Consider the following 23,790-nt stretch of genomic DNA (forward strand, 5'->3'; position numbering starts at 1 on the left):
GTTAAGTGTGTAATCTAAAACGGCCTTTCAAATTTACCGCAAAGCCCGCTGAGTATTACGCCAATAGCACTGAGTGTTTTTATGATGAGTCTTTTCTTTGTGTACACTGCGGTTAAACCTTTGCGCACTCTGCGGTAAAAAAGAATGCATTAATCTGCTCAACTGATTACCTGTTTCTTTTGTGCTACGAAGCGGACGATTTCGTCCCAAAATTGAGCAAATTCTTCACCAAATTCGCGGTAATGGGTTTGCAGCTCTTCGGTAGCGGTTTCAATGCCCGAAGGTCGTGCGATGCGGCGCGCCATACCTTGCAATACGCGCCCGATGACTTCTACTTCGGCATAAGCCGCTAATATATCGCGCTCGGCAGCATATTGCAAAAACAGCCGCGAAGTAGGTGGCAACAACTCATAGTGCCGATTCATCAGTGCATACATCTCCTTTGAAAAAACGGGTAACGGCACGTCCATGTAACGGTTCCAAGAGGCAGCCAGAAAATGGTCGTAAAAAACATCTACCAATACGCCTGCATAGTGGCGATAGCGGGGGCGTAGTCGTTGGGCACTCTGTCGCACTAACGGGTGCGTATCGGCGAAATGGTCAATGGCACGATGCAGCAGAATCCCTGCCTGAACGGAGGGCGCAAATTCCTGCCAGCGATTGCCTTTAACGTGGTCTGCAATAAAGTTCCCGACCAGCAAACCCTCATCGGGGGCAGCCAGTGCCAAATGTGCCAGAAAATTCATGGTCGGGCATTCGTTGTTTCATCATTCAACCGATTTTCGCTGTTTTTGCTTACCATGCTGATGATGCGGTCTAAGGCAGAGAAGAAAAACTCTACGCTGTACCCTGTCAGGAATGCCACCGCCAGCGGCGACAGCGATATGGGCAGCGTGATGGAGGTATCTTCGGGTACAAAAAACAACCCCACTGCCAACCCCGCCAAAGCCCCTAAATGGATGCGCAAAATGTATTTCAGGTCGCTTTCTTTGGTATAGACCATGCGGCGCGTGTCTTCCGTAAGTTTGCGCAACACGAAAGCAAAAGCACCCAGCAAGCCGTAAAGCAGCGGCAAAATATAAAGGCTTGCAATCAGCAGCGGGTATTGTGCTACCTGTTGCACCTTTTTCATCAAACTGATGCGCTCTTCGGGGCGAAGGTTTTTGATTTTGTCCTCTTTCAGCAATTCTTTTTTGTAGTATTTATCGCGCAGAATAACGGCGTTAATCGGTGTAAGCCAGTTGGAAAGCAACTCTACGCTGCTTTGCAGGTCGGAGGTAAGCTCGTCCAAATTGGTGTTTTTTTGGGTGGTCTGCAAAATGACGGTTTCACCTGTGAGCATACTCAATCGGGCAATTTCATCTTCCAACACCAGCATCTTCTGATTGATGGAAGCAATGTTGTTCATCAGCGTATTGCCGATGAGGGAATAAATCTGAATGGAAAGCATCAGCACCACCCAAAAAAGCCCCATCCAAGTATAGCGGCGCACGGCATTCTGCGCGGGAGAAGAACTGCGGTAGGTTTTAATACCCAGTAAGCGAAACAGAAAATAAGTAGGTTGCAACGTATCGGTAGCTGCCCGCAAACTGTCGGTAGTAACGGGGCGGATAATTTGGCTGATGGCGTTGTAAGCTGTCCAAAACTGTGTTTCCGCCTCCGGTGTCCATCCGTTGGATTGTTCCAAAAACTTTGCCTGCACCAACTGCTGCGTAATTTCAGGCGGTACGTTAATGCCACGCTCGGCAGCATAGGACAGAATCAGCATAACATCCTCTATCGCCTGTTTGAGCGGGTCGGGATAGCTGGTAAGGTTCGGAGTAGAAGGTGTTTGCTCGTTTACGGATGCGCTCATGGTACTTGGAATTGGTAAGATAACTCTCTTCCGTTAATGATAATCGGTGTATTATCGGCATAAACGGGTGTGATAACCCATGTACCCGATGTAATGCGGTCGTTGGAAGCCTGTGCCTGATGTACAACCGTGCCGCCTGCCACCCGTGCTGCCGTCATCATTCTGCCTGCGTTGCTGTCCTGTGCCACGCCTGTAATAAACATTCGCGCGCCGCTGAACCGAAACCATTTAAACATGATGGGCATTTTGCGGCTGTTCTGCAACTCTGCCCACTCGCGCTCGCCGGCGGAAAGTTCAAGCGTGAATGAAACCGTCTGGATGCGCACATTGGGAGGCATGGCAGGCAGATTAACTATCTGATTCGGCGTACAGGCAATTTGTCGGTCGCCAACGGTCAGCGTTGCCCGCTCTACCCGCATGGTGGCATTGTATCCGCCCCAAAGCGGTACTACCAACCACATCCAAAACAAAAACTTCATCGGCAAGTGTTTTTTTCAGGTTTTTTCAAATATAAGAAACGAATTTTGTTTTCCGGTACTTTCCTTATCTTTAAGGGCAACAGATTTTTATGCCTCAGCACTATGAGCCACAAGCCTCAAACCATTGCAGAAAAAATTCTTTCCAACCACAGCGGGAAGCCCGTTTATGCCGATGAGCTGACCATCGTGAGCGTAGACGGTGCTATGGCCAGCGATACAACAGCCCCTTATGCCATCAAAGCCTTTGAAGAGATGGCAGGCGGCAAAACCGTATGGAATCCCGATAAAATTGCATTAGTGATAGACCACGCTGCACCTGCACCCAATCAGACCATCAGCAACCTGCACCAACTGATGCGGGAGTTCGGCAAAAAACACGGCATTCGCGTGTTTGACGTTGGCGAAGGCATTTGCCACCAAGTGATTATGGAGCACGGCTACGTAAAGCCGGGCGATGTGTTCACCGGTGCCGATTCGCATACCACGCACTACGGCTGCATCAACGCGTTTTCTACGGGCGTGGGCGCAACCGACCTTGCGGCAGTTTGGCTAACGGGTAAAATTTGGTTCAAAGTGCCGCGAAGCATCAAAATCATCATCAACGGCCGCCTGAAAAAAGGCGTTTATGCCAAAGATGTCATCATGCACGTAATGAGCCATATGGGCATAGAAGGCGCTACCTATCAGGCCATTGAGTACTGTGGTTCAACCGTTGCCAACATGACGGTCGCCAGCCGTGCCGTACTGTCCAATATGGCCGTAGAAATGGGCGGTAAAGCAGGGCTGGTACACCCCGCAGGCTTGCAATTAGGCTACGACTTTACCCCGATTGTGCCGGATGAAGGAGCGGAGTACAGCCGTGTATTAGAACTTGACGTGAGCGACCTCAAACCGCAGGTCAGCATTCCGCACCAACCCGACCAAGTTACCGATTTGGAGAAAGTTAAGGGCAAGAAGATAGATTACGCCTTTATAGGTACATGCACCAACGGCAGGTTAGAAGACCTGCACGCTGCCGCCGATGTGCTGCGCGGCAGAAAAATTCACCCTTCGGTCAGAATGTTAGTTATTCCTGCCTCTAAACAGGTATTTCAGGCCGCCATGCGCGATGGCACCATAGAAATTCTGATGGATGCGGGCGTAAGTTTTGCCACCTCGGGCTGTGGCCCTTGCGTAGGCTCGCACATGGGCGTACCTGCCGACGGCGAAGTAGTTATCTCGGCTGCCAACCGCAACTTCCGCGGCCGCATGGGCAACCCCAAAGCCGAAATTTATTTGGGTTCTCCTGCTACTGTGGCAGCCTCCGCCGTAGCCGGATGCATTACCGATGCGGCAGATTTGTAACAAAAATCAGACAAGCGCAGCAATGCGATACGGATGAACGCCGACTCGGATGTTGATGCCAACCAATCCGAACAAGCCCGCATCATCGGCGCTCCGACACTTTGCGGTAAAACACACAACAGCATGGAAAACCAAGAAATTTTTCAACCGCGCACCGACCTCAGCGCCATCACAAAAACCATTGCCGATATCAGGGCAGAGGTGGCACAACTTGTTGTAGGTCAGCACCAAATGGTTGATTTATTGATTACTGCCCTCCTTGCCGACGGGCACGTATTAATAGAAGGTGTGCCGGGAGTAGCTAAAACACTGACAGCCAAAGTTTTATCCCGCATTATGAACATCCGCTTTTCGCGGATTCAATTTACGCCCGACCTGATGCCCTCCGATGTGTTGGGGACTTCCGTGTATAGCCTGAAAAGCGGCGAATTTGAATTTAAGGCAGGGCCTGTTTTTGCCAACGTGGTACTGATTGACGAAATCAACCGCGCACCTGCCAAAACACAAGCCGCACTTTTTGAGGTGATGGAAGAACGGCAAGTTACCATTGACGGCAAGCGCTACCCGATGGAAGCTCCGTTTATTGTGTTGGCTACCCAAAACCCGATTGACCAAGAAGGTACTTATCGGCTGCCCGAAGCGCAATTAGACCGCTTTTTGTTCAAAATTCAGGTGGGGTATCCGTCGGCAGAGGAAGAACTGACGATGCTTGGCGGTTTTCAAAGCCGACATATGCAAAATGACCTGTCGGTCATACGTCCGCTGCTGACGGCGGCAGATATTGCACAATACCGTCAGTTGGTGGCAGGCATCCATGCAGAACCCTCGGTGCTGGAATATATTGTCAAAATTGTGGGAGAATCGCGCAACGACGCTGCCGTATATCTGGGTGCTTCGCCGCGTGCTTCCATCGCTATTTTGAACAGTTCAAAAGCCTGTGCCGTACTGAACGGCCGCGATTTCGTAACTCCCGAAGATGTGCGCTTTGTGGCACCGCACGTTTTGCGGCATCGCATCATGCTCACCGCAGAAAAAGAAATGGAGGGCTTTACGGCAGACCAATTGGTGCAGCAACTGATTGACAAAGTAGAAGTACCGCGATAAACAAAAAGTCATCCGCAACGAGGGATGACTTTTTGCCTCCATATTTCGGCAGCAGGCAAGTAAGCAAACCGCTTAATACGCCGCCAAAGCCTTTATCTTATCGCGAATGCGGCCTTTGGGCAGGAAGTTTTGTTCCAGCGTAGGGCTGAAAGGCACGGCAGTGTCAAGGCTGCCCTCGCGCATAACGGGTGCATCTAAGAACTCAAAGCAATGCTCGGCAATCCATGCGGCTATTTCGCCACCGATGCCGCCCGTGAGGCAGTCTTCGTGGCAAACCAGCACCTTGCCTGTTTTCTTTACCGTAGCTGCAACAGCCTCTTTGTCCCAAGGCAACAGCGTGCGCAAGTCAATAATTTCAATAGACAAATCCGGCATTTCTTTGGCAATTTGCAAAGCCCAATGTACGCCCATGCCGTAAGTAATTACGCTCAGGTCGCTGCCGCTTTGTACGGTTGCTGCTTTGCCCACTTCTACGGTATAAAAACCATCGGGCACAAGCCCCGTAATGGAGCGATACATGGCTTTGTGTTCAAAATAAATGTACGGATTGGGGTCTTCTAAGGCTGCCAGCAACAAACCCTTCGCATCGTAGGGATTGCTTGGGTAAACTACTTTCAAACCGGGCGTATGGGTAAACCATGCCTCGTTGCTTTGGGAATGAAAAGGCCCTGCGGCCACACCTGCACCTGTCGGCATCCGCACTACCACATCGGCATTTTGCCCCCAGCGATAATGGATTTTTGCCAGATTATTGACAATCTGATTGAAACCGCAGGTAACAAAATCAGCAAATTGCATTTCTACCATGCTCTTGTAGCCCTTGATGGAAAGGCCAAGTGCAGTACCTACAATGGCACTTTCGCAAAGCGGTGTATTGCGCACGCGGGCGCGTCCGTATTGCCCTACAAAACCTTCGGTAACTTTAAATGCACCGCCGTATTCGGCAATATCCTGCCCCATCAGCACTAATCTGTCCCATCGCTCCATACCTTGGCGGAGTCCGTCTTGTACTGCATCAATGAAGCGTTTTTCGCTGCCCGCGTTGTCGGGGGCGACTACTTGCTGCACGTAAGGCGCGTACATATCGGCCAGTTCTTCGGCGGTATTGGGCACGGGGTCGGGTTCGGGGAAGGCAACGGCAATGCCCCGCTCAATTTCTTCGCGAATTTCCGCGCGAATGGCCTCCACATCAGCATTTGACAATACGCCTTCGGACAGCAGGTACTGTTCGTAGTTGTTCACAGGGTCTTTTTTACCCCATTCCTCGAACAGTTCTTGCGGTACGTATTTTGTACCCGATGCCTCTTCGTGTCCGCGCATACGGAATGTAATGGCTTCCAATAGAATCGGGCGCGGGTTTTGACGGATATCTTCCAATATGCGGACGATGGCATCGTAAACTTCCAACACATTGTTGCCGTCCACTTTTACGCCCTCAATGCCGTAGCCGATACATTTATCAATGAATTGCTTGCATCGGAACTGCTCGCTGCTGGGCGTAGAAAGGCCGTAGCCGTTGTTTTCCACCACAAAAATGACAGGCAAATCCCACACGGCGGCCACGTTTACACCCTCATGGAAGTCGCCTTCGGAAGTTGCCCCGTCGCCGGTGAATACCAGCGTAGCCTTTTTATGCTGCTGCAACACATCGGCCAATGCGATGCCATCGGCAATGGCCAGTTGCGGCCCGAGGTGGGAAATCATCCCTACGATATGATGCGGATTGCTGCCAAAGTGGAACGAGCGGTCGCGACCTTTGGTAAAGCCCGATTTTTTGCCCTGAAATTGCGCAAAAAGCTGCCCCAAATCCATGCCGCGACCGGTGAAAATACCCAAGTTGCGGTGCATGGGTAAAATGTACTCGTCGGCAGCCATCGCACAAACCGCACCTACGGAAATAGCTTCCTGCCCGATGCCGGAAAACCATTTGCTGATTTTTCCCTGCCGCAGCAGTACCAGCATTTTTTCCTCAATCATGCGGGGCTTTACCAAATTTTTATACAAATGAATCAGCGTATCGGCGCTGTAATTTTTACGGTCAAATGTGAGATGCATGGGGATGATATGCGAAAAAGGTTTGAACGGCTGCAAAGTTAGCAGGAGCGCATCAAACATTTTTGCATTAGTAAACATTAACTGCCGACACGATGCGCCCAATGCAAAAGCCGATTACCTTTGCGGACTATTTCGGGCATTATGTTGCGTTTTACGAAGGTTGATAAATTGGTCAGCAAGGCATTTTACGGCATTTTTCTGTTGAGTTATGCCGTTGTGCTGTTTATCCTGCTCACTTTCGTGATGTCGCAGTACTTCGAGGATTTTGTGGGGAAAGATTTGGGCTGGGAGGTTTTTGCACAATTGTTTTTTTACTTCGGGTTGGTGCTGACTCCACAGGCTCTGCCGCTGGCGGTTTTGCTTGCTTCGCTGATGGCATTCGGCAACTTGGGCGAACACTTTGAAATCACGGCCGTAAAAGCAGCAGGCATCCCCCTAACCCGACTGATGCTGCCGATGGGCTTTTACGCCGTACTGATTACGGTGGGCGCATTTCTTTTTAACAATCATTTTGCGCCTTATGCCAACCTGAAAGCCTACAGCCTGATGTATGACGTGCGGCAAAAAAAACCCGCACTCGAATTCAAAGAAGGCGGTTTTTACACCGACCTCCCCGACTATCGCATCCGCATTGAGCGCAAAGGACGCGGTGCGGACAGCATGGTTTACGGCGTTATGATTTACGACCACACCAAACAACGCGGCAATACAGACGTAATTTTGGCTGATACGGGAAAAATTTACACCATCATGGATAACAACTACTTAGTGATGGAGCTTTGGAACGGCAATAAATTTTCCGAATACATCGGGCAAAATACCGACCGCAAAGAGTTTGTTCGCGACCGATTCCAACAGGCTAAATTCGTATTTTCCCTCTCGGCATTAGGTATGCAGAAAACGGACGAGGAACTGTTTCTTTCGCATAAAATCATGAAGAACGTGTCTGAATTGGGTATCGTAGCCGACTCTTTGAAGCGAGAAGTGCAGCGCTATCAGACACCGCTCTATCAGGACTTGAAGCCTTACTATGACTACCAGTTCAATGTGGACAGGGCTAAGTACCCGGCAGATGACAAGGACAGCGTTTCGGTGGATTTTATGCAATGGAAAGACTCCGTTACGGCGGCCGATATTACCCTGCTTTTCGAGCGGGCACAAACTAAAACCCGCAACGTAGAATCGCTGGCAACTATTGCCAAAGACCGAGTAACTTATTACGACAAAGAAGAGCGGAGTTTTCGCCTCGAGCAGCACCAACGGTTCACCATGTCGGTTGCCTGCCTGATGATGTTTCTGATAGGCGCACCTCTGGGGGCTATCATCAAGCGGGGGGGATTGGGCGTGCCTGTGCTGGTTTCCATTATTTTCTTCATTGTTTTTTACGTCATCAATATCTCCGGCGGCCACTATGCCAAAGAGGGCGTAACCTCCGTAGCCACAGGCGCTTGGATTTCCGATGCGGTGCTGCTGGTTTTCGGTCTGTGGTTCTTCCGTCAGGCGCAAAAAGACTCCCGCCTGTTTGATGCCGACGTTTATATTATCTGGCTAAGCCGCCTGAAAGCCCACCTGAAAGCCCGCCTGAGCGGTAAAAACTCACTTCAATAGCCCACCTTGCCAAAGTGCAGATTTTGGAGTTTACAAACGGCATTAAGCAGGTGGGCAGATTAATGCGTTCTTTTTTACTGCGGAGTCCGCAAAGGTTTAACCACAGTGTACACAAAGAAAAGGTTCATCATAAAAACACTCAGTGCTCTTGGCGTGATACTCAGTGGGCTTTGCGGCAAATTTGAAAGGTCGCTTTAAACTACTTAACTAACAAAAACCTCATCGGAGGCGCGTTAATCTTCCCGCTGCAAGGCCTCTAAGGCTGCCTTCAAATTGGCTACGCGCTGTTCCTGACGGTAAATAACCGGTGCCGCTGCCCGCGACTCACAGTCGGTAGCCATGCAACGTTCACAAGTTTCGCCCACCAATCGGATGGGAATAGACGGGTCGTTCCAAAAGCGGATGTTCTTTTTAAGCCCCTGATTGACCAATAGCCCCAAAGAAACACTGTGAATCACGGGAGAACCTTTAAAAGAAGGCTTCGCCATGCTGATAATCAGATACTCTTTTTCCAGCCCGTAATACTTAGAACGTTGCGCCTTGCACAATACCGCATCTTCGCCGCTCTGCTCCCTTTGCAGCCGCGTCCGCAGTTCCTGTATCACCTGAATAGACACCCAACGGCGACAATAATGCTCGTTCAGCATAGAAGCATGAGGCGCTTGCAAACCCGAAAGATGCAGTTCTTTGCTCAGGTCGTACAGTTCGGCATTGGCGCGATTGCTGAAACGCAGAAAAAACAAATCGCGAAGCCCGAAAAACCGCGGCAAAAGATTGGTTAGCCTGTGGTAAAGCAATTCGGGGGCTACGCCGTACTTATCTAACAACTGCAAAAACAGTTCAGGCTGAAAAGCCCCCGACTGAAAAATAGCTCGCAAGTCAGTCAAAATTTCCTCACGCGGTAAAAAAAGCGCACAACTGAAATAAGAGCCTTTAAAATTATTGACCGCCTGCTCAAAAGAATTAACTTCCACCCACGAGGTAGTATAAGAGCGGTCGCTGATGTTCATAAACTGAAAACCCAGTTCACGCCCCAGAATGAAACATTTTTGTGTTTCGCTCAGGTCTTTATTAAGTAACAGGCGAGGTTGCTTTCCTTTAAGCGTTACGGAACGAAGCTCCTGTAACTCAGGTTGTTGTGTCAGCCCGTCCTCTTCAATGCGATACTGATACTCTTCCGTAAGAATCCGTATCAATTCCCGTGCACCTAAGGGAACGGCATGAATACCGTATTTCTGCTTACAGGCTTCTACCTGCTGTTCTATATCTTCAAAATAGTTTTCGTGCATTTCCTGATACGAACGCAGCGCCGAAAAGTAAATATGCTCTACCTTCATGCCGTAATTACGGCTGATTTCGATAATGGTATTGATAAAAGCATTGAGTTTAACGGGAGCGACTGATAAAATATCAAACAACTGTGATTTGTCTATGCCGAAAAAGTCCAGCGGTAATTCCTCCAACAAGTTGGTTCGCAGCAACTCCGCCACAGGTATCAGGCTTTTTTGCGTTTGCAGCGATACCAACCAGTCATAACTCACGCCAAGGGTATCGGCCAGTTGGGCGATTTTTTCAACCTTGGGCAGTTTTTTACCTTTCTCGATTTCGTTGAGGTAAGAAACCGAAAGACCTGCTTTTTCGGCCAGTTCGCTTTGCGAAATATTTTTTTCCACACGCAACTGCCTGATTTTCAAACCGAAAAGTAATTTAACGGCCGATTCGCGAATAGAAGGACGAGACATGAATATTTCGGTTATTGTATCGGTTTGCAGAATTTATTTACTGCCATGATTGACTAAGTAATTGAATAGTTTAAAGGGAACTTGTCAAAATCCGCTCACAGGGTCTAACGACCGCTGTCAGGTTTGCGTATGCCTCTGTGTATCACATAGTTCCAACTCAGGGATGCAAAACTCTACCCAGCCAATTGCCTCATTCAACCCTTTAATGAAAGCAAGTTTTTCTTCTAATGTACCAAACTCATATTCCTTTACAAAAAGGCGCTTTTCTTCCTCGGTTAAGGATTGATTGCTGTATGCTTTAATGACTTGCTCCTTTCCAAATATTACGCGAACAATATGGTTCATTTCCTGAAAATATTTTGTTGATGATAATCCAGAAATTCTTTTGAAGGTAAAAATTTATCAGGAAGATTTATTTTTTGGTTTTCATATTTCATAAAAAAATCTATAATAGCCTTTTCATGTGCAAAAATCTCCAACTCCCTCGAAATCTTAACGGTAAAATCAGGTGTGATTGTAATAAATCCTCTGTCAAACGCCTTATCGTGAATAGCGTTCAGACAAAGTCCATTTCTTGGATTTAATCTATGTTTGGTATTTTTTGACCAAGGGATTATATGACTTGCCACTAAAAAATCTGGTATTGACAAACCAGTTATGCAGCATTTGAAATAATACGACGAAAGAACGGCTGAGCGAAAAAAACTTTGATTAACTCTCTGTTTTACAACTGCTTCTCTTTCAACACCTTCTCTTATATCTTCTACCTCAATTTCCGAAGTTTCCTCAATTGGTTTATGAGCAAATTTTGAAATTAACAGTTCGCTTTCGTAAGCAAGTTTTTCCCAATTTCCGTTAAACTCTTCCCATACCTCCTCCTCTATTTTGCTGCCATGACTCAATCCTACAATCCCTTGCTTTTTCAATTCAGGGTCAAGCCTGCCAAAATTTCCAACTTTCATATTTAAAGCCGATGGGCTTCGTCCGATAATATTTGCATATTTGATTATCATGGGATTTGTTTTACTACTTGCCTTAAAGGGTATTTTACAATACACATTAAACGCAATGATTGTCTCCTCTTTTGTCCAATTATTTCTTGACATTTTATATCAATTTATGTGTTGCGGCACAACCTTTTTTTGCAAAGAATAAATAATTGCAAAAACAGCAATTTTATATTTTTTAAAAGTCAAATCGGGTTTTCCGTAAACGGTTTTGTCATTTTTTCTGTACCTGTATCCCCGCTTCCAAAGTTCTTTTGCAAGTAAAGTTTCAATTTTTGAGCCTTTACTTTTCACTGCTTGCATGTTTTTTCTTCTCTGCTCTTGGGTCAGTTTGTCCATATCGGGCAATTGGCAAATCTTTTATATACAAATCTGACAGGTTTTAGCGACCTGTCAGATTTTAATCAACTGTTTTTCAGCAATTTACACAAAAAACTTTTCGCAAACCACTTGCGCTTTTGTATAACACACGGATACAGGCACATGATGCGTTTTTTCACTGACCTTTCACAATGCCGCATCCGAATTATACAACCTGCCTATGCCATCAAATCGCGGCCGATGTCGCGGCGGTAGTATTTGCCCTCGTAGGTAATGGTTTCGGCGGCACGGTAGGAGCGTTGCAGTGCCTCCTGCATGGAGTCGGCAAGGGCTGTGAGAGCAATGACACGCCCGCCTGCCGTTACCACCGTTTCGCCTTGCTGCTTAGTGCCTGCATGGAAAGCCGTTACCTCGCCGATGCGGTCTAACCCACTGATAGGTTTGCCTTTTTCAAAGGCCTCAGGATAGCCTCCCGATACCAGCATAACCGTTACGGCGGTGCGGCTGTCTATCTCAAAGGCAGCTTGTGCCAAGCGACGGCGCGAAGCGGCATCCAGCAAGGTCAGCAAATCGGTCTTGATGCGCGGAATAACCACCTCTGTTTCGGGGTCGCCCATGCGCACATTGTATTCAATCACATAAGGCTCGCCGCCTACGTTCATAAGCCCGATGAAAATAAAACCGACATAGTCAATGCCTTCTTTTTGCAAGCCTGCCAATGTAGGTTTTACAATTCGTTCTTCCACTTTTTTCAGAAACTCCTCGTTGGCAAAAGGGACGGGGGAAACTGCCCCCATGCCGCCTGTATTAAGGCCGGTATCGCCTTCGCCAATGCGTTTGTAGTCTTTGGCGGCAGGCAGCAGGCAATAATCTTTCCCGTCGGTTAGCACAAACACGGACAGCTCGATGCCCCGCAAAAACTGTTCAACCACTACCGTTGCGCTTGCCGCACCAAATTTGGCCTCGGCAATCATTTCGCGAAGGGCAGCCTGCGCTTCTGCCAAGTCATTGATAATCAGCACGCCTTTGCCTGCTGCCAGCCCGTCGGCTTTGAGCACGTAAGGGGCTTGCAGGGTTGCAAGGTAGGCAATGCCTTCTTCCAAATTGCTGCTGTCAAAACTGCGATAGGCGGCGGTTGGTATGCCGTGGCGCATCATGAACTGCTTGGCAAAATCCTTGCTGCCTTCCAGCGCTGCGCCCGCCTTGTCGGGGCCTACCACGCGCACATGATTCAGGGTGGGGTGTTGGCGCATAAAGTCGGTAAAGCCGGCTACCAAAGGTGCTTCCGGGCCGACAACGACAAGTTCTATTTCATTAGCAGCGATAAAATCGGCTAATCTGTCAAAGTCTGTGGCTTCAATGGCAACATTTTGAGCAACCTGCGAAGTGCCCGCATTGCCGGGGGCAATAAAGAGTGCCGTACAAAGCGGACTTTGTGCTATTTTCCAAGCAAACGCATGTTCGCGCCCGCCACTGCCTAAGATGAGTATTTTCATGGTATGAGAACGTTGCGACAAAATTAGCATTTACTTACACAAAGCCTAAATTTGCCGCCTGTCCACCATTTTGAATAGCCATGACGATAGACCTCCGCAGCGATACCGTTACTCTGCCTACCGCGGCCATGAAAGCGGCCATGTTCAACGCTCCGCTGGGCGATGATGTTTACGGGGAAGATGCCTCCGTAAACGCCCTGCAACAATATGCCGCCGAGCTTTTTGGCATGGAAGCCGCCTTGTTTTGTCCTTCGGGAACAATGACCAACCAAATTGCCCTGAAACTGCACCTTCAACCGGGCGATGAGGTTATTTGCGATAAACTGGCGCATATTTACAACTACGAAGGCGGCGGTATTGCCCTGAATGCCCATGCCTCCGTGCGGCTGATTGAGTCCCTAAACGGAAAAATGACTGCCGAGCAAATAGCCGCCAACATTAACCCCGACGATATTCACTACCCCGTTACAAGGTTAGTTGCCATAGAAAACACCGTAAACAAAGGCGGAGGAATTTGCTACAAAGTTGCTGACGTTGAGCCTATTGCGAAGCTGTGCAGAGAAAAAGGGCTGCCGATGCACTTAGACGGCGCACGATTGTTTAATGCGTTAGTAGCTAACAAGGAGCAGCCCCGCCAATACGGCCAATTGTTTGATACCGTTTCTATTTGTCTTTCCAAAGGTTTGGGCGCACCCGTGGGTTCGTTGTTGCTGGGTAGCCGTGCGCATATCCGCAAGGCACTGCGCATTCGCAAAGCCATGGGCGGCGGCATGAGGCAGGCAGGTATGCTGGCTGCTGCGGGCTTGTATGCACTGCAAAATCATGTAGAAAGACTGGCAGAAGACCACAGAAGAGCCGCAATTATTGCCCGACACTTAACAGCGTGCAACTACGTTGCCGAAATATTGCCCGTAGAAACCAATATCGTTGTATTCAAGTTACAACCGGGCACTTATGAACCCGCTCAGTTCAGCGAAATACTCAAAAGCAAAGGAATTTTAGCCAACCCGTTTGCCGGAGGTATTCGCTTCGTAACGCACCTCGATTTCAATGATGAGCAACTGGACACACTCCTGCAAGTCTTAAAAGTTTTGTAAGTTCATGTAAGATTTATGCTGTATTTGTAAAGCTAAATAGTTATTTTTAGCGGGATTTTTTTAAACACAACCGCAAGCGCATATATACGGATGGCGGAGCGAAAGAATAACGGTACTCGGCAGTTAGCAAACCTATCCAAAGAGGAATTAATAGGATTAATTAAACAGCAGCAGCAAACGCATGACAATCAGGTAAGCACCTTGCGGCTACTGATTGAGAATGCGTCGGATATGGTACTGTGCATAGACCGTTCTTTGCGAGTGGTAGCTTACAACAAACCCTATGCTGAACATATAAAAAAACTATATGATAAAGAAATTTGCGAAGGTGGGCTGATTAGAGATATTTTGCCTCAGGCTTCATTTTTATACTGGCAGGAATATTTTGAGAAATGTACGGTTAAAGCACAACGCATAGAAGTTGTGCATCACTTGCTGCGGGATGGTAAGCCGTACATACTGTCGGTGATAATGAATCCTTACATGGATATATCCGGAGAAGTCGGAGGCGCTATGATTTATTTGAAAGACATCACCGAGCAAGTGCTGACACAGCAGAAACTCACCCGCAACGAAGCGCGGTTTCGGGCGATTATGGCCAATACCTCCGACATTATTGCCGTAATTGACGAAGCAGGTGAAACCAAATTTATCACGCCTTCATTTTTCAGAATTACAGGGTACGACGAGCAAGACAGCAGCATCAGAAACGTACTGACACTTGTGCACCCCGAAGACCTGCCGCTGGCGCAATCGGAAATCAAACGCCTGCTTACAGGGGATGAGAGCAATCAGCCGCTGGAAATACGCATCCGCAAACAAGACGGAAGCTATATCTACTTGGAAATTATCGCCCAAAACAAGTTGAGCGATGAGAATGTCAGGGGGCTTATTATTAACGGCCGAAATATTACCAACCGCAAAAAAGCAGAAACCGAACTGATTCGCGCGCGACAAGTAGCCGAAGAAGCTGTTAAAGCCAAAGACAACTTTCTCTCCGTTATGAGCCATGAAATCCGCACGCCGCTCAGCGCGGTTATCGGCATGGCTAACCTTTTATTGCAAAACCGCCCGGGCGAGCATCAAATTGAGAACCTGCGCGCCCTGCAATCATCGGCAGACCATTTGCTGTCGCTCATCAACGATATTTTGGACTTTTCTAAGCTACAGGCCGGCAAACTTGTATTTGAATCGTCTCCGTTCAATATCAGGGATTTAATAACCAACATCAAAGACATTCACATGCTGTCGGCTATGGAGAAAGGCCTGAAACTTTCTTACGACATAGCAACGGGCATTCCCGAATGGCTCACGGGAGATAAAATACGCCTGAATCAGATTTTGCACAATTTGGTGAGCAATGCCATTAAATTTACCGAAAGAGGCAGTGTTCGCATATCGGTATCTGTTAAGGAGCGCTCCGATGACCGCGTCTTGCTGCAAATCAGCGTATCCGATACGGGTATCGGTATCCCTGCCGACAAGATAGAGCACATATTTGAGTTGTTCACCCAAATTCAAAACGAAACCACGCGCAGATACGGCGGTACGGGGCTTGGCTTGGCCATTACCAGATATTTGGTTGAGATGCAAGGGGGCAATATTTATGTGGAAAGCGGTGTGCAACGAGGTTCGGTTTTCACCTTTACCATTCCTTATAATATTGTTCAAGAACCGCCACAATTCCGCCAGACACAGGCCGCCATCAGCGAGCTGTTAAAAGACAAGCCGGTTCTTTACATAGAAGACATTGCGGTAAATCAGCTGCTGATGCAAAACCTTGCCAAAATGTGGCAGATAAACCTTACCGCCGTTTCCTCCGGCAAAGAGGCTTTGGAAAAAATAGACGATATGCGCAGTCAGGGGCATTATTTTGACCTGATTATCACCGATATTTTGATGCCCGTAATGGACGGCTATCAGGTGGCAGAAAACATCAGAAAGCACCCTGATATTCGGGTTGCCCATACGCCTATTATAGCCCTGACAGCCGATGTGTCGGCCGCCGTTGAGAAAAAAGCCAAAGATGCGGGTATCAATTTCTGCCTGACCAAACCCATTGACCAGAAGATTTTGTATCAACATATGGCGGCTATTCTGGCAGAAAAACAAACCGATTATGTGTATGCCCCCGAGCACGAGCCACTCAACTCCGATATACATCAACCCGATTTTGTTGCTGATAATCAGGCGTTTATTGAATTTTTACAATTAACAAATAAGCAGTTGAAGCACTCTTCGGAGCAATTGAGCCGCGCTATTACGGAAGCTGATGCGGAATTGTACCAAAAAGAGGCTCATGTGCTGAAAGGTATTCTTGCTTACATCCATCAGGAACGACTGATATCACAGTTGCAGGAAGTAAATCAAGTACTCACGAGTGCAGGTGCAGAAGAGCGCATGATGACAGCCATGAAAGTCAGCAACTTGCTGGAAGCATTACACAGGAAAATAGCCGCTCAAATAGCTGAATTACAGACCTGATTTGACCAATTTTCCGACAAAATGTCATATCAAGCCTGCGGATTGAATTTTGTTCATGTAACGACGACCGGCAGATTTACGCAAACAAACCGGCGCTTTCATCGTTAATTATCTGACTTATCGCATCGTCATGAATAAAATTCTTTCGTTCATACTGATTGCCACTGTTTTGCTGGCAATAGACTGGTATGTTTTTCAGGCTGTCCGCATCGTTTGGGAAGACTCGCAGGCACAAACCCGCCGCATGATTTACGGCACTTACTGGACGCTCACACTGCTCACCATCGGCATTTTGGGTATCTATCCGTACCTGCCCGCATCGGCTGCCATGCTTACCGCCCGCCGTTTTGTAATGGTATGGGGCTTTATGTTTTACTTTTCCAAACTGTTTGCGGTATTGTTTATTGCCGTAGATGATTTGCTGCGGCTTGGTCAGTGGATTTATGCGCAAATAGCTTCATGGTTTCCTCAAAGGCCGCCTAAACCGGCTGTGGCAGAGTTGCCCGCCGAGCTACTGCCCGAACCCGCGCCCAAAGGTATTACTCGCTCCGAGTTTTTGATGCAGGCAGGTTTGGTTGCTGCTGCCGTACCGCTGGCAACCATGAGTTTTGGCATTGTTTCAGGCGCACATGACTACCGTATCCGCCGCGTGCGCGTGGCACTGCCCAACCTGCCCAAGGCGTTTGACGGCATCCGCATCGGACAGTTGTCCGATATTCACTCAGGCAGTTTCTTTAATCGCGTGGCCGTTCAAGGCGGTGTAGATATGCTGCTCAACGAAAAACCCGACGTGGTTTTCTTCACGGGTGATTTGGTAAACGACAGCGCCGACGAAATGCGCGATTATTTTGACATTTTCAAAAAAGTAACCGCGCCAATGGGCGTTTATTCGGTATTAGGCAACCACGACTACGGCGACTATCGCCAGTGGCCAAGCCCACAGGCAAAGTTCCACAACTTGCAAACGCTCAAACAAACCCATGCCGACATGGGATGGCGGCTGCTGATGAATGAACACATTGACTTGCAAGCCGACGGCGAAAAAATAGCCGTGATAGGTATTGAAAACTGGGGTGCTAAGGGCAATTTCCCAAAATACGGCAGAATGAAACAAGCATATGCCGGAACGGAAGATGCCCCCGTTAAACTGCTGCTTTCACACGACCCCAGCCACTGGGATGCAGAAGTGCGCCGACAGTACAAAGATGTAGACATCATGTTTGCAGGGCATACGCACGGTATGCAGTTTGGCATTGAAGTCGGTTCGTTCAAATGGAGCCCTGTACAGTACATGTACGAACAGTGGGCAGGGTTGTATCAAAAAGAAAATCAGTACTTATACGTCAATCGCGGATTTGGCTACATAGGCTTTCCGGGGCGCATCGGCATTTTGCCCGAAATTACCATTATGGAGTTGGTGCGTGCATAGGTTTGCAGAAAATGATTAATTTCATTAACTATACAGCGTTAAATTGCTGAACCAATATGCCGCTACCCGACGAATATTTGCATTATCCGCATCGCCGCCATGCGATGGATCATGAGCGTTATCGCTGGTCTAATCTTTTTGAGCGTCAGCCTGTTACTTGGCCTGACGGCGCGCACGTGGCTTTGTGGGTTACAGTAGTATCCGAATTTTTTCCGCTGAACCAAGAAGGTAAGCCCTTTAAAGCCCCCGGAGGGATGGTAACAGCCTACCCTGATTTCAGGCACTATTCTTCACGCGACTACGGCAACCGCGTAGGTATTTTCCGCCTGTTCCGATTGTTTAAGCAGTTGGGCATTAAAGCAAGCGTTGCCATGAACGCCGCAGTAGCAGAACGCTACCCCGTGCTGGCGCGCGAGGTGGTGGCCAATGGTTATGAAATCATTTGCCACGGCTACGACATGGACACTATCCACCACAGCGGCATGAGTGAAGCCGATGAACGGGCAATTATCCGCAAATCCAAAAATATAATCTCCGACATAACGGGCGTTGCGCCGCAGGGGTGGCTTTCACCCGCTTCGGCTGAGTCTTTCCTCACGCCCGATTTGGTGCAGGAAGAGGGCTTCAGCTACCTTTGCGATTGGGCTAATGACGATATGCCTTATGCTTTCCAAACACGTCAGGGGAGCATTTGGGCGATGCCCTATTCGGAAGAGATCAGCGACCGACAGATTATTTTCGGTTATCACCATACCGAAGCGCAGTTTGCCGAACAGGTGAAAGACCAGTTTGACACCCTTTTTACCGAAAGCAAACAATACGGCGGGCGTATTTTGTCGCTTGTGCTATATCCATACATCAGCGGGCTGCCTTATCGCATTCATGCGGTGGAGGAAGCCCTGCGCTACATCGTACAACGCCCGGGTGTGTGGAGCGCCTTAGGCAGCGATATAATCGCTCATTTGCGCCGCTAACCATTGGCAACGAGCAGTTATACGAAAGCGCAAGTGGTTTGCAAAAATGCTTTTTCTAAGTCGTTGAAAAACAACTGTTTAAGCCTGACAGGTTTGTGTATACCAAAAACACCTGCATAAAAAACCCCGACGAGCTGCAATTCGTCGGGGTTTCTTGTTATTGCCGAAGCAATTACAGACTATCGCTTGCCCGTAAACTTGCGGAAAACGGTTTGCTGTTCGGCAGTCGGGTTGCTGACAGGGACAAGCGTATATTGTGCCGTGCCGGCGGTGCCTACTTTTACCGTCATTTCGCGGATGAGGCCATCGCGTGCAAGTGTGATTTTTACGGCATCACCTATTTTGCGACCGGCAATGTAGGCGTTCATGGCCGCTGTATTGCTCATGCGGAAGCCATCTATGGCGATAATTTCATCGTTTACGTTAATGCCGTCGTTATAGGCGGGTGCATCTTTGCGGGTTACTTTTACAATGATGCGGTTATTTTCGTCGGCAGCAGTCATGCCAAGGCTTGGCGTGTTGTCGGGAGTTACGTTCAGGCGCAAGCCCGCATAGGCAAGGTATTTTTCGTAATTGGTTGGCTTTGTACCAAATACGTAGTCATTAAAAATGTCATCCAGATTTTTTCCGGCGGCTGCTTCGCAGGCCTTTTTCAGTTCGGCTTCGGTAAAACCGCGATTGGCTTTTTTATAGGTGTCGGCATAGAGGGCACGCATCACATCGTCCAAACTTTTCTGCCCTTTGCTGTTGTGAAGAATTTCCAAGTCAATGAGCATGGCTACTCTTGCTCCCGAGCCGTAGTAGGAAATGCTGCTGTTGATGGAGTTTTCGTTGCGGCGGTAGTACTTAATCCACGCATCAAAACTGGCTTCACCTACGGACTGCACCTTGCTGCCCGGCGAATTTTCATGTTCGTTGATATTGGCAGCCACATCGCGCAGGTAAGAATTTTCGTCAATCAGACCGGCGCGGCGCACGATGAAATCGTCGTAGTAAGACGTAAAACCTTCTGCCATCCAGAGTTGGCGGGTGTAGTTTTCGTTGTCATAATCAAACGGGCCGAGCACATCGGGGCGCAGACGTTTTACGTTCCACAGGTGGAAATATTCATGGGCAGCCAGTCGCAAAAAGCCCAGATAGCCGCTTTGCGTCTGATAAGCGTTGCGGTTCACTGCCAAAACGGTTGAATTCAAGTGTTCCAGACCGCCGGTAGCACCGCCGCCGAGGTTGTGTACAATAAAAATGTACTCTTTGCAGGGCAATTCGCCAAAAATTTCTACCGCTGCTTCAATAATGGCTTTTGTGTCGCGAACAAGGCGTTCTTCGTCGTATTGTGCTACGCCGTACATGGCATATTGGTGAGGTACGCCCGCGGCAGTGAAGGAGATAATTTTCTGATTGCCGATTTCAATCGGAGCATCTGCCAGTTCGTCGTAGTTAGGAGCGCGCAGTGTGTACTTGTCGCCGTTTACTTTTTCTAAGGTGCAGGAAATTTCTTTCCACTCTTTGTAAGGCTTAATGCGGAGCGTAGAAGGCAGATTTACAAAGCCGTCGGGGAACATGAACACGCCCGAAGGGCTAATGAAAGCGTGCGAATCATCTACAAAACTGGTGCGAACAGATTGCTCAAAAGCATACACTTTGTAGCTGAATACCACACCTTTGGCTGTGCCCAATTGCACGCGCCAGTTGTTTTTATTGATTTTTTGGAATTTGAGGGCATTGCCGTTGAGGTCTTTGGCAACTTCTCCTTCCACGTTTTTGGCAAATTCGCGCACCAAATAAGAACCGGGCGCCCAAACAGGCATTTTAAAGTCCACATAGCCGCGTTTTTGGACGTTGGCAGGCAGATTTTCAAAACGAATTTCCACATCCACATAGTGCGTATGCGGGGCATCCATGCTGAGTTGGTAAGAAAGCTGCTGTGCCCAAACGCTGCCGGTCAGCCATAGGGCAGACAGTAGCACAAAGAGTTTTGTTCTCATCATCGTATTCAATTGATTTTGCAATAATGGCAAAAGTAAGCCTATCGCACGCTAAATCAACGGCTTGCACGGGTGATTTTGAAAACCTGCGCATATTTCCCGTTGCAGCCGAGATTTCAACCCCGAAAATGAAAGGCGGCATCTTTTGACGCACTACCGACAGCAATGGTCTGTTATGTCGTACAGAAAGGCACGGATAGGCAACCATGTGCTATCAACTGTTCAGAATTTTATCTACTTCTGCCAGTACGGAAGCACTGCCTAAGTCCTGAATGCTGTTCAGGTCGGCGGTGAGTTGCTTTAGCTGATGGAAGGTTGCAATTTGCAGGTCGTGGTTGCTTTGCGCCTCTTCGCCGCGCTGATTTTGTGCCGCCAAAGATTTGAGTTCGGCCCCTGCCTGTGCAAGTTTTTTCTGCGCCAGCAACTCCTGTTTCATGCCTGACAGTTTCTCCGCAATTTGTCGGTAGGCTTCTATGCGTTTATTAACGGTTGTCAGGTTTTGCTGTGCCTGCAACAGCAACTGCGCCCCTTGCTGAATGGCTTGTTCGTTAAGCCCGGGTTGGTAGTCATTGTCCAGAAAATAGGTCGCGCCATCGTTGGGATTGGACTGATGCTTAAACAGTACAACCGCTTCGGGATGCTCTTTGAGGTACAGTTCGCCTCTCGGTACATACAGCGCCTTAAAGCCGTCAAGCAGGTTTTGGGTCAGCAATTCTTTGAGTTGCTCGTCTTTGCGGATGTATTGCCTGTTTTCTGCAATCAGTGCATCGTATTGCGAAGCATCGGGCAGCATGTTTGCCCCCGCAAGTTGCGTTTGCAGCACATACACAAGGCTTTCAAAGTCGGAAAGACCGAATTTGGCCGCAGGAATTTCAATGCGCTGCCCCTTGCCGTCGGTAACGGTCAGTATGGCCTTGTTATTAGCAGTGAACGATTGCACTTGCTGCAAGGGAATTTTTTGCACTTTTCCGTCGGCTAATTGCTGCAACTCTGCCTTGCTGATTTCAGCCAGTGCAATTTGTTGCGTCTTACCCGCCGACTGCAAGGCCAGCCGCTCTTCGTTGAGCAGTACCGTCTGTACAGGTTTTGAAAAATATTGCACGGCACCTACCCCCATACCAATCAGCCCAACCGCTCCCAGCACAAAAGCAAGCACGCCGCCAAGCATCCAGCCCGCTGCGGCAAGCACAAGCCCGCCAAGCAAATAGCTGAGTGCCACATTTTTAGACGGCGTTTTTTCGGGAAGCACATAAATTTCGTTTTCCATTTTTGTAATTTGTTGTTGAAAGTTTCACCTATCGGATGGAGCACTAACATCTGTTACAGGCTGTGAGTCCTATAGCAATGTTCCCCGACGATTCAAATTATACATTTTTCCTTGATTTTTCTGTGTTATGCTGCTCGGCTTCATTATTCTTTACCTGCTCTTTACCATTTTGATTGGTTATTGGGCTTCGCGAAAAGTTACTACCACCGAAGATTTTCTGGTGGCAGGCAAGCAATTGCCAATGGCTGTTACGGCGGCAGCACTTTTTGCTACATGGTTCGGTTCGGAAACGCTGATGGGGGCTTCTTCCAAATTTATTGAGAAAGGAGCAATGGGCATTATTGAAGACCCTATCGGGGCTGCTCTGTGCTTTATCTTGGTCGGTTTTTTTTACGCCAAACCCCTCTACAAACTTAATATACTAACAATCAACGATTTTTTCGGGATTCGCTTTGGCAGAAAGGCAGAGTTGATTTCTGCCATTTTTATGGTGCCGTCCTATTTCGGATGGATTGCCGCGCAGTTGGTGGCATTGGGGCTGCTGCTGCAAACCATCACCGGCCTGCCGATGATGTGGGGTATCTGGCTCTCCATGATAGTCGTATTGTTCTACACCTACATCGGCGGCATGTGGGCGGTTTCCGTTACCGACTTTCTGCAAACTTTTATCATTATTGTCGGGCTGTTTTTTCTGATGAGCCGTTTGTGGACAGATGTAGGCGGCTGGGAAGCCATCAATCAAAATACACCAAAGGGCTTTTTCAACATGACACCTGAGTTTTCTTGGTTGGGCATCACCCACTACATCGCCGCACTGATTACGTTGGGGCTGGGGTCTATCCCTTCGCAAGACCTTTTCCAGCGCATCATGTCGTCTAAGTCTGCCAAAGCTGCTGTCAATGCGTCTTTCCTAAGCGGGTTCATGTATCTTTCCATTGGCATTATGCCACTGATTATCAGTCTTTGCGGTAGCATTTTGTACCCTGACATCATGAAAGGCGACACGCAGTTGGCGCTGCCGACAATGGTTATGCAGCATACAGAACTCTGGTTGCAAATTCTTTTTATGGGTGCGTTGCTGTCGGCTATTCTGAGCACTACGAGTGGGGCAATTCTGGCTCCCGCAGCCGTTTTGGGTGAAAATATTCTCAAACCGCTTTTTAAAGGTACAAAACTCTCCGACCGTCAGGTACTTCACCTGATGCGCGGCTCTGTTGTTGCAGTAGCGGTGCTTTCTGCCGTAATGGCCAACATGAGCGCAAGCATCTACGAATTGGCAGCTATGGCATCTGCTTTTACATTAGTTTCACTTTTTGCACCACTAACGGCAGGATTATATTGGAAAAAAGCAAATTCATCGGGTGCTATTGCCTCCATGGTTAGCGGTATGTTCGTATGGCTGCTTTGCATTCTGCTGGAAACAGAAACTCCACCACTGATTTACGCCACATTAATCAGTATTTTTAGTATGATAGCAGGCAGCTATATCAAAAAATAATTTCAATAAAAATTCAAAATTTATTAACAGTATAAGTATATTCGC

19 protein-coding genes are annotated in these 23,790 nt (G+C 48.3%); 8 read left to right on the forward strand and 11 right to left on the reverse strand.

Annotated features, from left to right (window positions below; all coding sequences use genetic code 11):
• Window positions 1-158 precede the first annotated feature (158 nt).
• The 3 genes from NDK19_RS08980 to NDK19_RS08990 are packed head-to-tail and all read right to left on the reverse strand — an operon-like array spanning window position 159 to window position 2,334.
• Window positions 159-746 (reverse strand): acyl carrier protein phosphodiesterase, encoded by a 588-nt coding sequence (locus NDK19_RS08980; RefSeq protein WP_250631540.1) that lies wholly within the window; start codon window positions 744-746, stop codon window positions 159-161.
• Window positions 743-1,855, reverse strand: coding sequence for a hypothetical protein (locus NDK19_RS08985; protein ID WP_250631541.1), 1,113 nt, complete (start codon window positions 1,853-1,855; stop codon window positions 743-745). Before NDK19_RS08985 ends, NDK19_RS08980 begins: the two co-directional genes overlap by 4 nt.
• A complete protein-coding gene (locus NDK19_RS08990) occupies window positions 1,852-2,334 on the reverse strand; it encodes a hypothetical protein (protein ID WP_250631542.1) in 483 nt (160 codons plus the stop codon). Before NDK19_RS08990 ends, NDK19_RS08985 begins: the two co-directional genes overlap by 4 nt.
• A gap of 102 nt (window positions 2,335-2,436) precedes the next feature.
• On the opposite strand from NDK19_RS08990, the gene NDK19_RS08995 reads away from it, so the two are divergent.
• Together NDK19_RS08995 and NDK19_RS09000 are read left to right on the forward strand one after the other, a co-directional pair.
• Window positions 2,437-3,678 carry a 3-isopropylmalate dehydratase large subunit gene (locus NDK19_RS08995; RefSeq protein ID WP_250631543.1) on the forward strand — a complete coding sequence of 414 codons (1,242 nt, stop codon included), beginning with the start codon at window positions 2,437-2,439 and terminating at the stop codon, window positions 3,676-3,678.
• 123 nt (window positions 3,679-3,801) lie between these two features.
• Window positions 3,802-4,782, forward strand: coding sequence for an AAA family ATPase (locus tag NDK19_RS09000; protein ID WP_250631639.1), 981 nt, complete (start codon window positions 3,802-3,804; stop codon window positions 4,780-4,782).
• Between the two features lie 72 nt (window positions 4,783-4,854).
• On the opposite strand, the gene NDK19_RS09005 is transcribed toward NDK19_RS09000, so the two are convergent.
• Entirely contained in the window at window positions 4,855-6,837 is a 1,983-nt protein-coding gene (locus NDK19_RS09005; protein ID WP_250631640.1) for an alpha-ketoacid dehydrogenase subunit alpha/beta, read from the reverse strand.
• Window positions 6,838-6,957: 120 nt separating this feature from the next.
• On the opposite strand from NDK19_RS09005, the gene NDK19_RS09010 reads away from it, so the two are divergent.
• Complete coding sequence (locus NDK19_RS09010; RefSeq protein ID WP_250631544.1) at window positions 6,958-8,445, forward strand: LptF/LptG family permease; 1,488 nt, start codon at window positions 6,958-6,960, stop codon at window positions 8,443-8,445.
• Between the two features lie 233 nt (window positions 8,446-8,678).
• Here the strand turns inward: NDK19_RS09010 and NDK19_RS09015 are convergent, their stop codons facing one another.
• From NDK19_RS09015 to purD, 5 genes are all read right to left on the reverse strand, one after another.
• Entirely contained in the window at window positions 8,679-10,187 is a 1,509-nt protein-coding gene (locus NDK19_RS09015) for a helix-turn-helix domain-containing protein (protein WP_250631545.1), read from the reverse strand.
• A gap of 117 nt (window positions 10,188-10,304) precedes the next feature.
• Entirely contained in the window at window positions 10,305-10,532 is a 228-nt protein-coding gene (locus NDK19_RS09020) for a hypothetical protein (RefSeq protein WP_250631546.1), read from the reverse strand.
• Window positions 10,529-11,293 (reverse strand): HNH endonuclease, encoded by a 765-nt coding sequence (locus NDK19_RS09025; protein WP_250631547.1) that lies wholly within the window; start codon window positions 11,291-11,293, stop codon window positions 10,529-10,531. The genes NDK19_RS09020 and NDK19_RS09025 overlap by 4 nt, the downstream gene beginning before the upstream one ends.
• Before the next feature lie 6 nt (window positions 11,294-11,299).
• Complete coding sequence (locus tag NDK19_RS09030) at window positions 11,300-11,533, reverse strand: very short patch repair endonuclease (protein WP_250631548.1); 234 nt, start codon at window positions 11,531-11,533, stop codon at window positions 11,300-11,302.
• A gap of 200 nt (window positions 11,534-11,733) precedes the next feature.
• Window positions 11,734-13,011 carry a phosphoribosylamine--glycine ligase gene (purD, locus tag NDK19_RS09035; RefSeq protein WP_250631549.1) on the reverse strand — a complete coding sequence of 426 codons (1,278 nt, stop codon included), beginning with the start codon at window positions 13,009-13,011 and terminating at the stop codon, window positions 11,734-11,736.
• Between the two features lie 80 nt (window positions 13,012-13,091).
• Between purD and ltaE the strand changes: the two genes are divergently transcribed.
• The 4 genes from ltaE (at window position 13,092) to NDK19_RS09055 (ending at window position 18,995) form a co-directional block, all read left to right on the forward strand.
• The gene (gene ltaE, locus NDK19_RS09040; RefSeq protein WP_250631550.1) at window positions 13,092-14,108 is read left to right on the forward strand and encodes a low-specificity L-threonine aldolase; all 1,017 of its coding nucleotides are present in this window, start codon (window positions 13,092-13,094) and stop codon (window positions 14,106-14,108) included.
• Between the two features lie 90 nt (window positions 14,109-14,198).
• On the forward strand, window positions 14,199-16,592 hold the full coding sequence (locus tag NDK19_RS09045; protein ID WP_250631551.1) for an ATP-binding protein: 2,394 nt from the start codon (window positions 14,199-14,201) through the stop codon (window positions 16,590-16,592).
• A gap of 130 nt (window positions 16,593-16,722) precedes the next feature.
• Window positions 16,723-18,021: a metallophosphoesterase gene (locus NDK19_RS09050; protein ID WP_250631552.1), complete on the forward strand. Its 1,299-nt coding sequence runs from the start codon at window positions 16,723-16,725 to the stop codon at window positions 18,019-18,021.
• Between the two features lie 56 nt (window positions 18,022-18,077).
• Window positions 18,078-18,995: a polysaccharide deacetylase family protein gene (locus tag NDK19_RS09055; RefSeq protein WP_250631553.1), complete on the forward strand. Its 918-nt coding sequence runs from the start codon at window positions 18,078-18,080 to the stop codon at window positions 18,993-18,995.
• Window positions 18,996-19,174: 179 nt separating this feature from the next.
• Here the strand turns inward: NDK19_RS09055 and NDK19_RS09060 are convergent, their stop codons facing one another.
• Both NDK19_RS09060 and NDK19_RS09065 read right to left on the reverse strand, forming a co-directional pair.
• The gene (locus NDK19_RS09060; RefSeq protein ID WP_250631554.1) at window positions 19,175-20,983 is read right to left on the reverse strand and encodes a M61 family metallopeptidase; all 1,809 of its coding nucleotides are present in this window, start codon (window positions 20,981-20,983) and stop codon (window positions 19,175-19,177) included.
• Window positions 20,984-21,194: 211 nt separating this feature from the next.
• Window positions 21,195-22,247 (reverse strand): hypothetical protein, encoded by a 1,053-nt coding sequence (locus tag NDK19_RS09065; protein WP_250631555.1) that lies wholly within the window; start codon window positions 22,245-22,247, stop codon window positions 21,195-21,197.
• Between the two features lie 127 nt (window positions 22,248-22,374).
• On the opposite strand from NDK19_RS09065, the gene NDK19_RS09070 reads away from it, so the two are divergent.
• Window positions 22,375-23,745, forward strand: a complete 1,371-nt coding sequence (locus NDK19_RS09070; protein WP_250631556.1) for a sodium:solute symporter family protein — start codon at window positions 22,375-22,377, stop codon at window positions 23,743-23,745.
• Window positions 23,746-23,790: the final 45 nt, after the last annotated feature.

Origin of the sequence: Rhodoflexus caldus, from assembly GCF_021206925.1 — a bacterium.
Taxonomy (GTDB): Bacteria; Bacteroidota; Bacteroidia; order Cytophagales; family Thermoflexibacteraceae; genus Rhodoflexus; species Rhodoflexus caldus.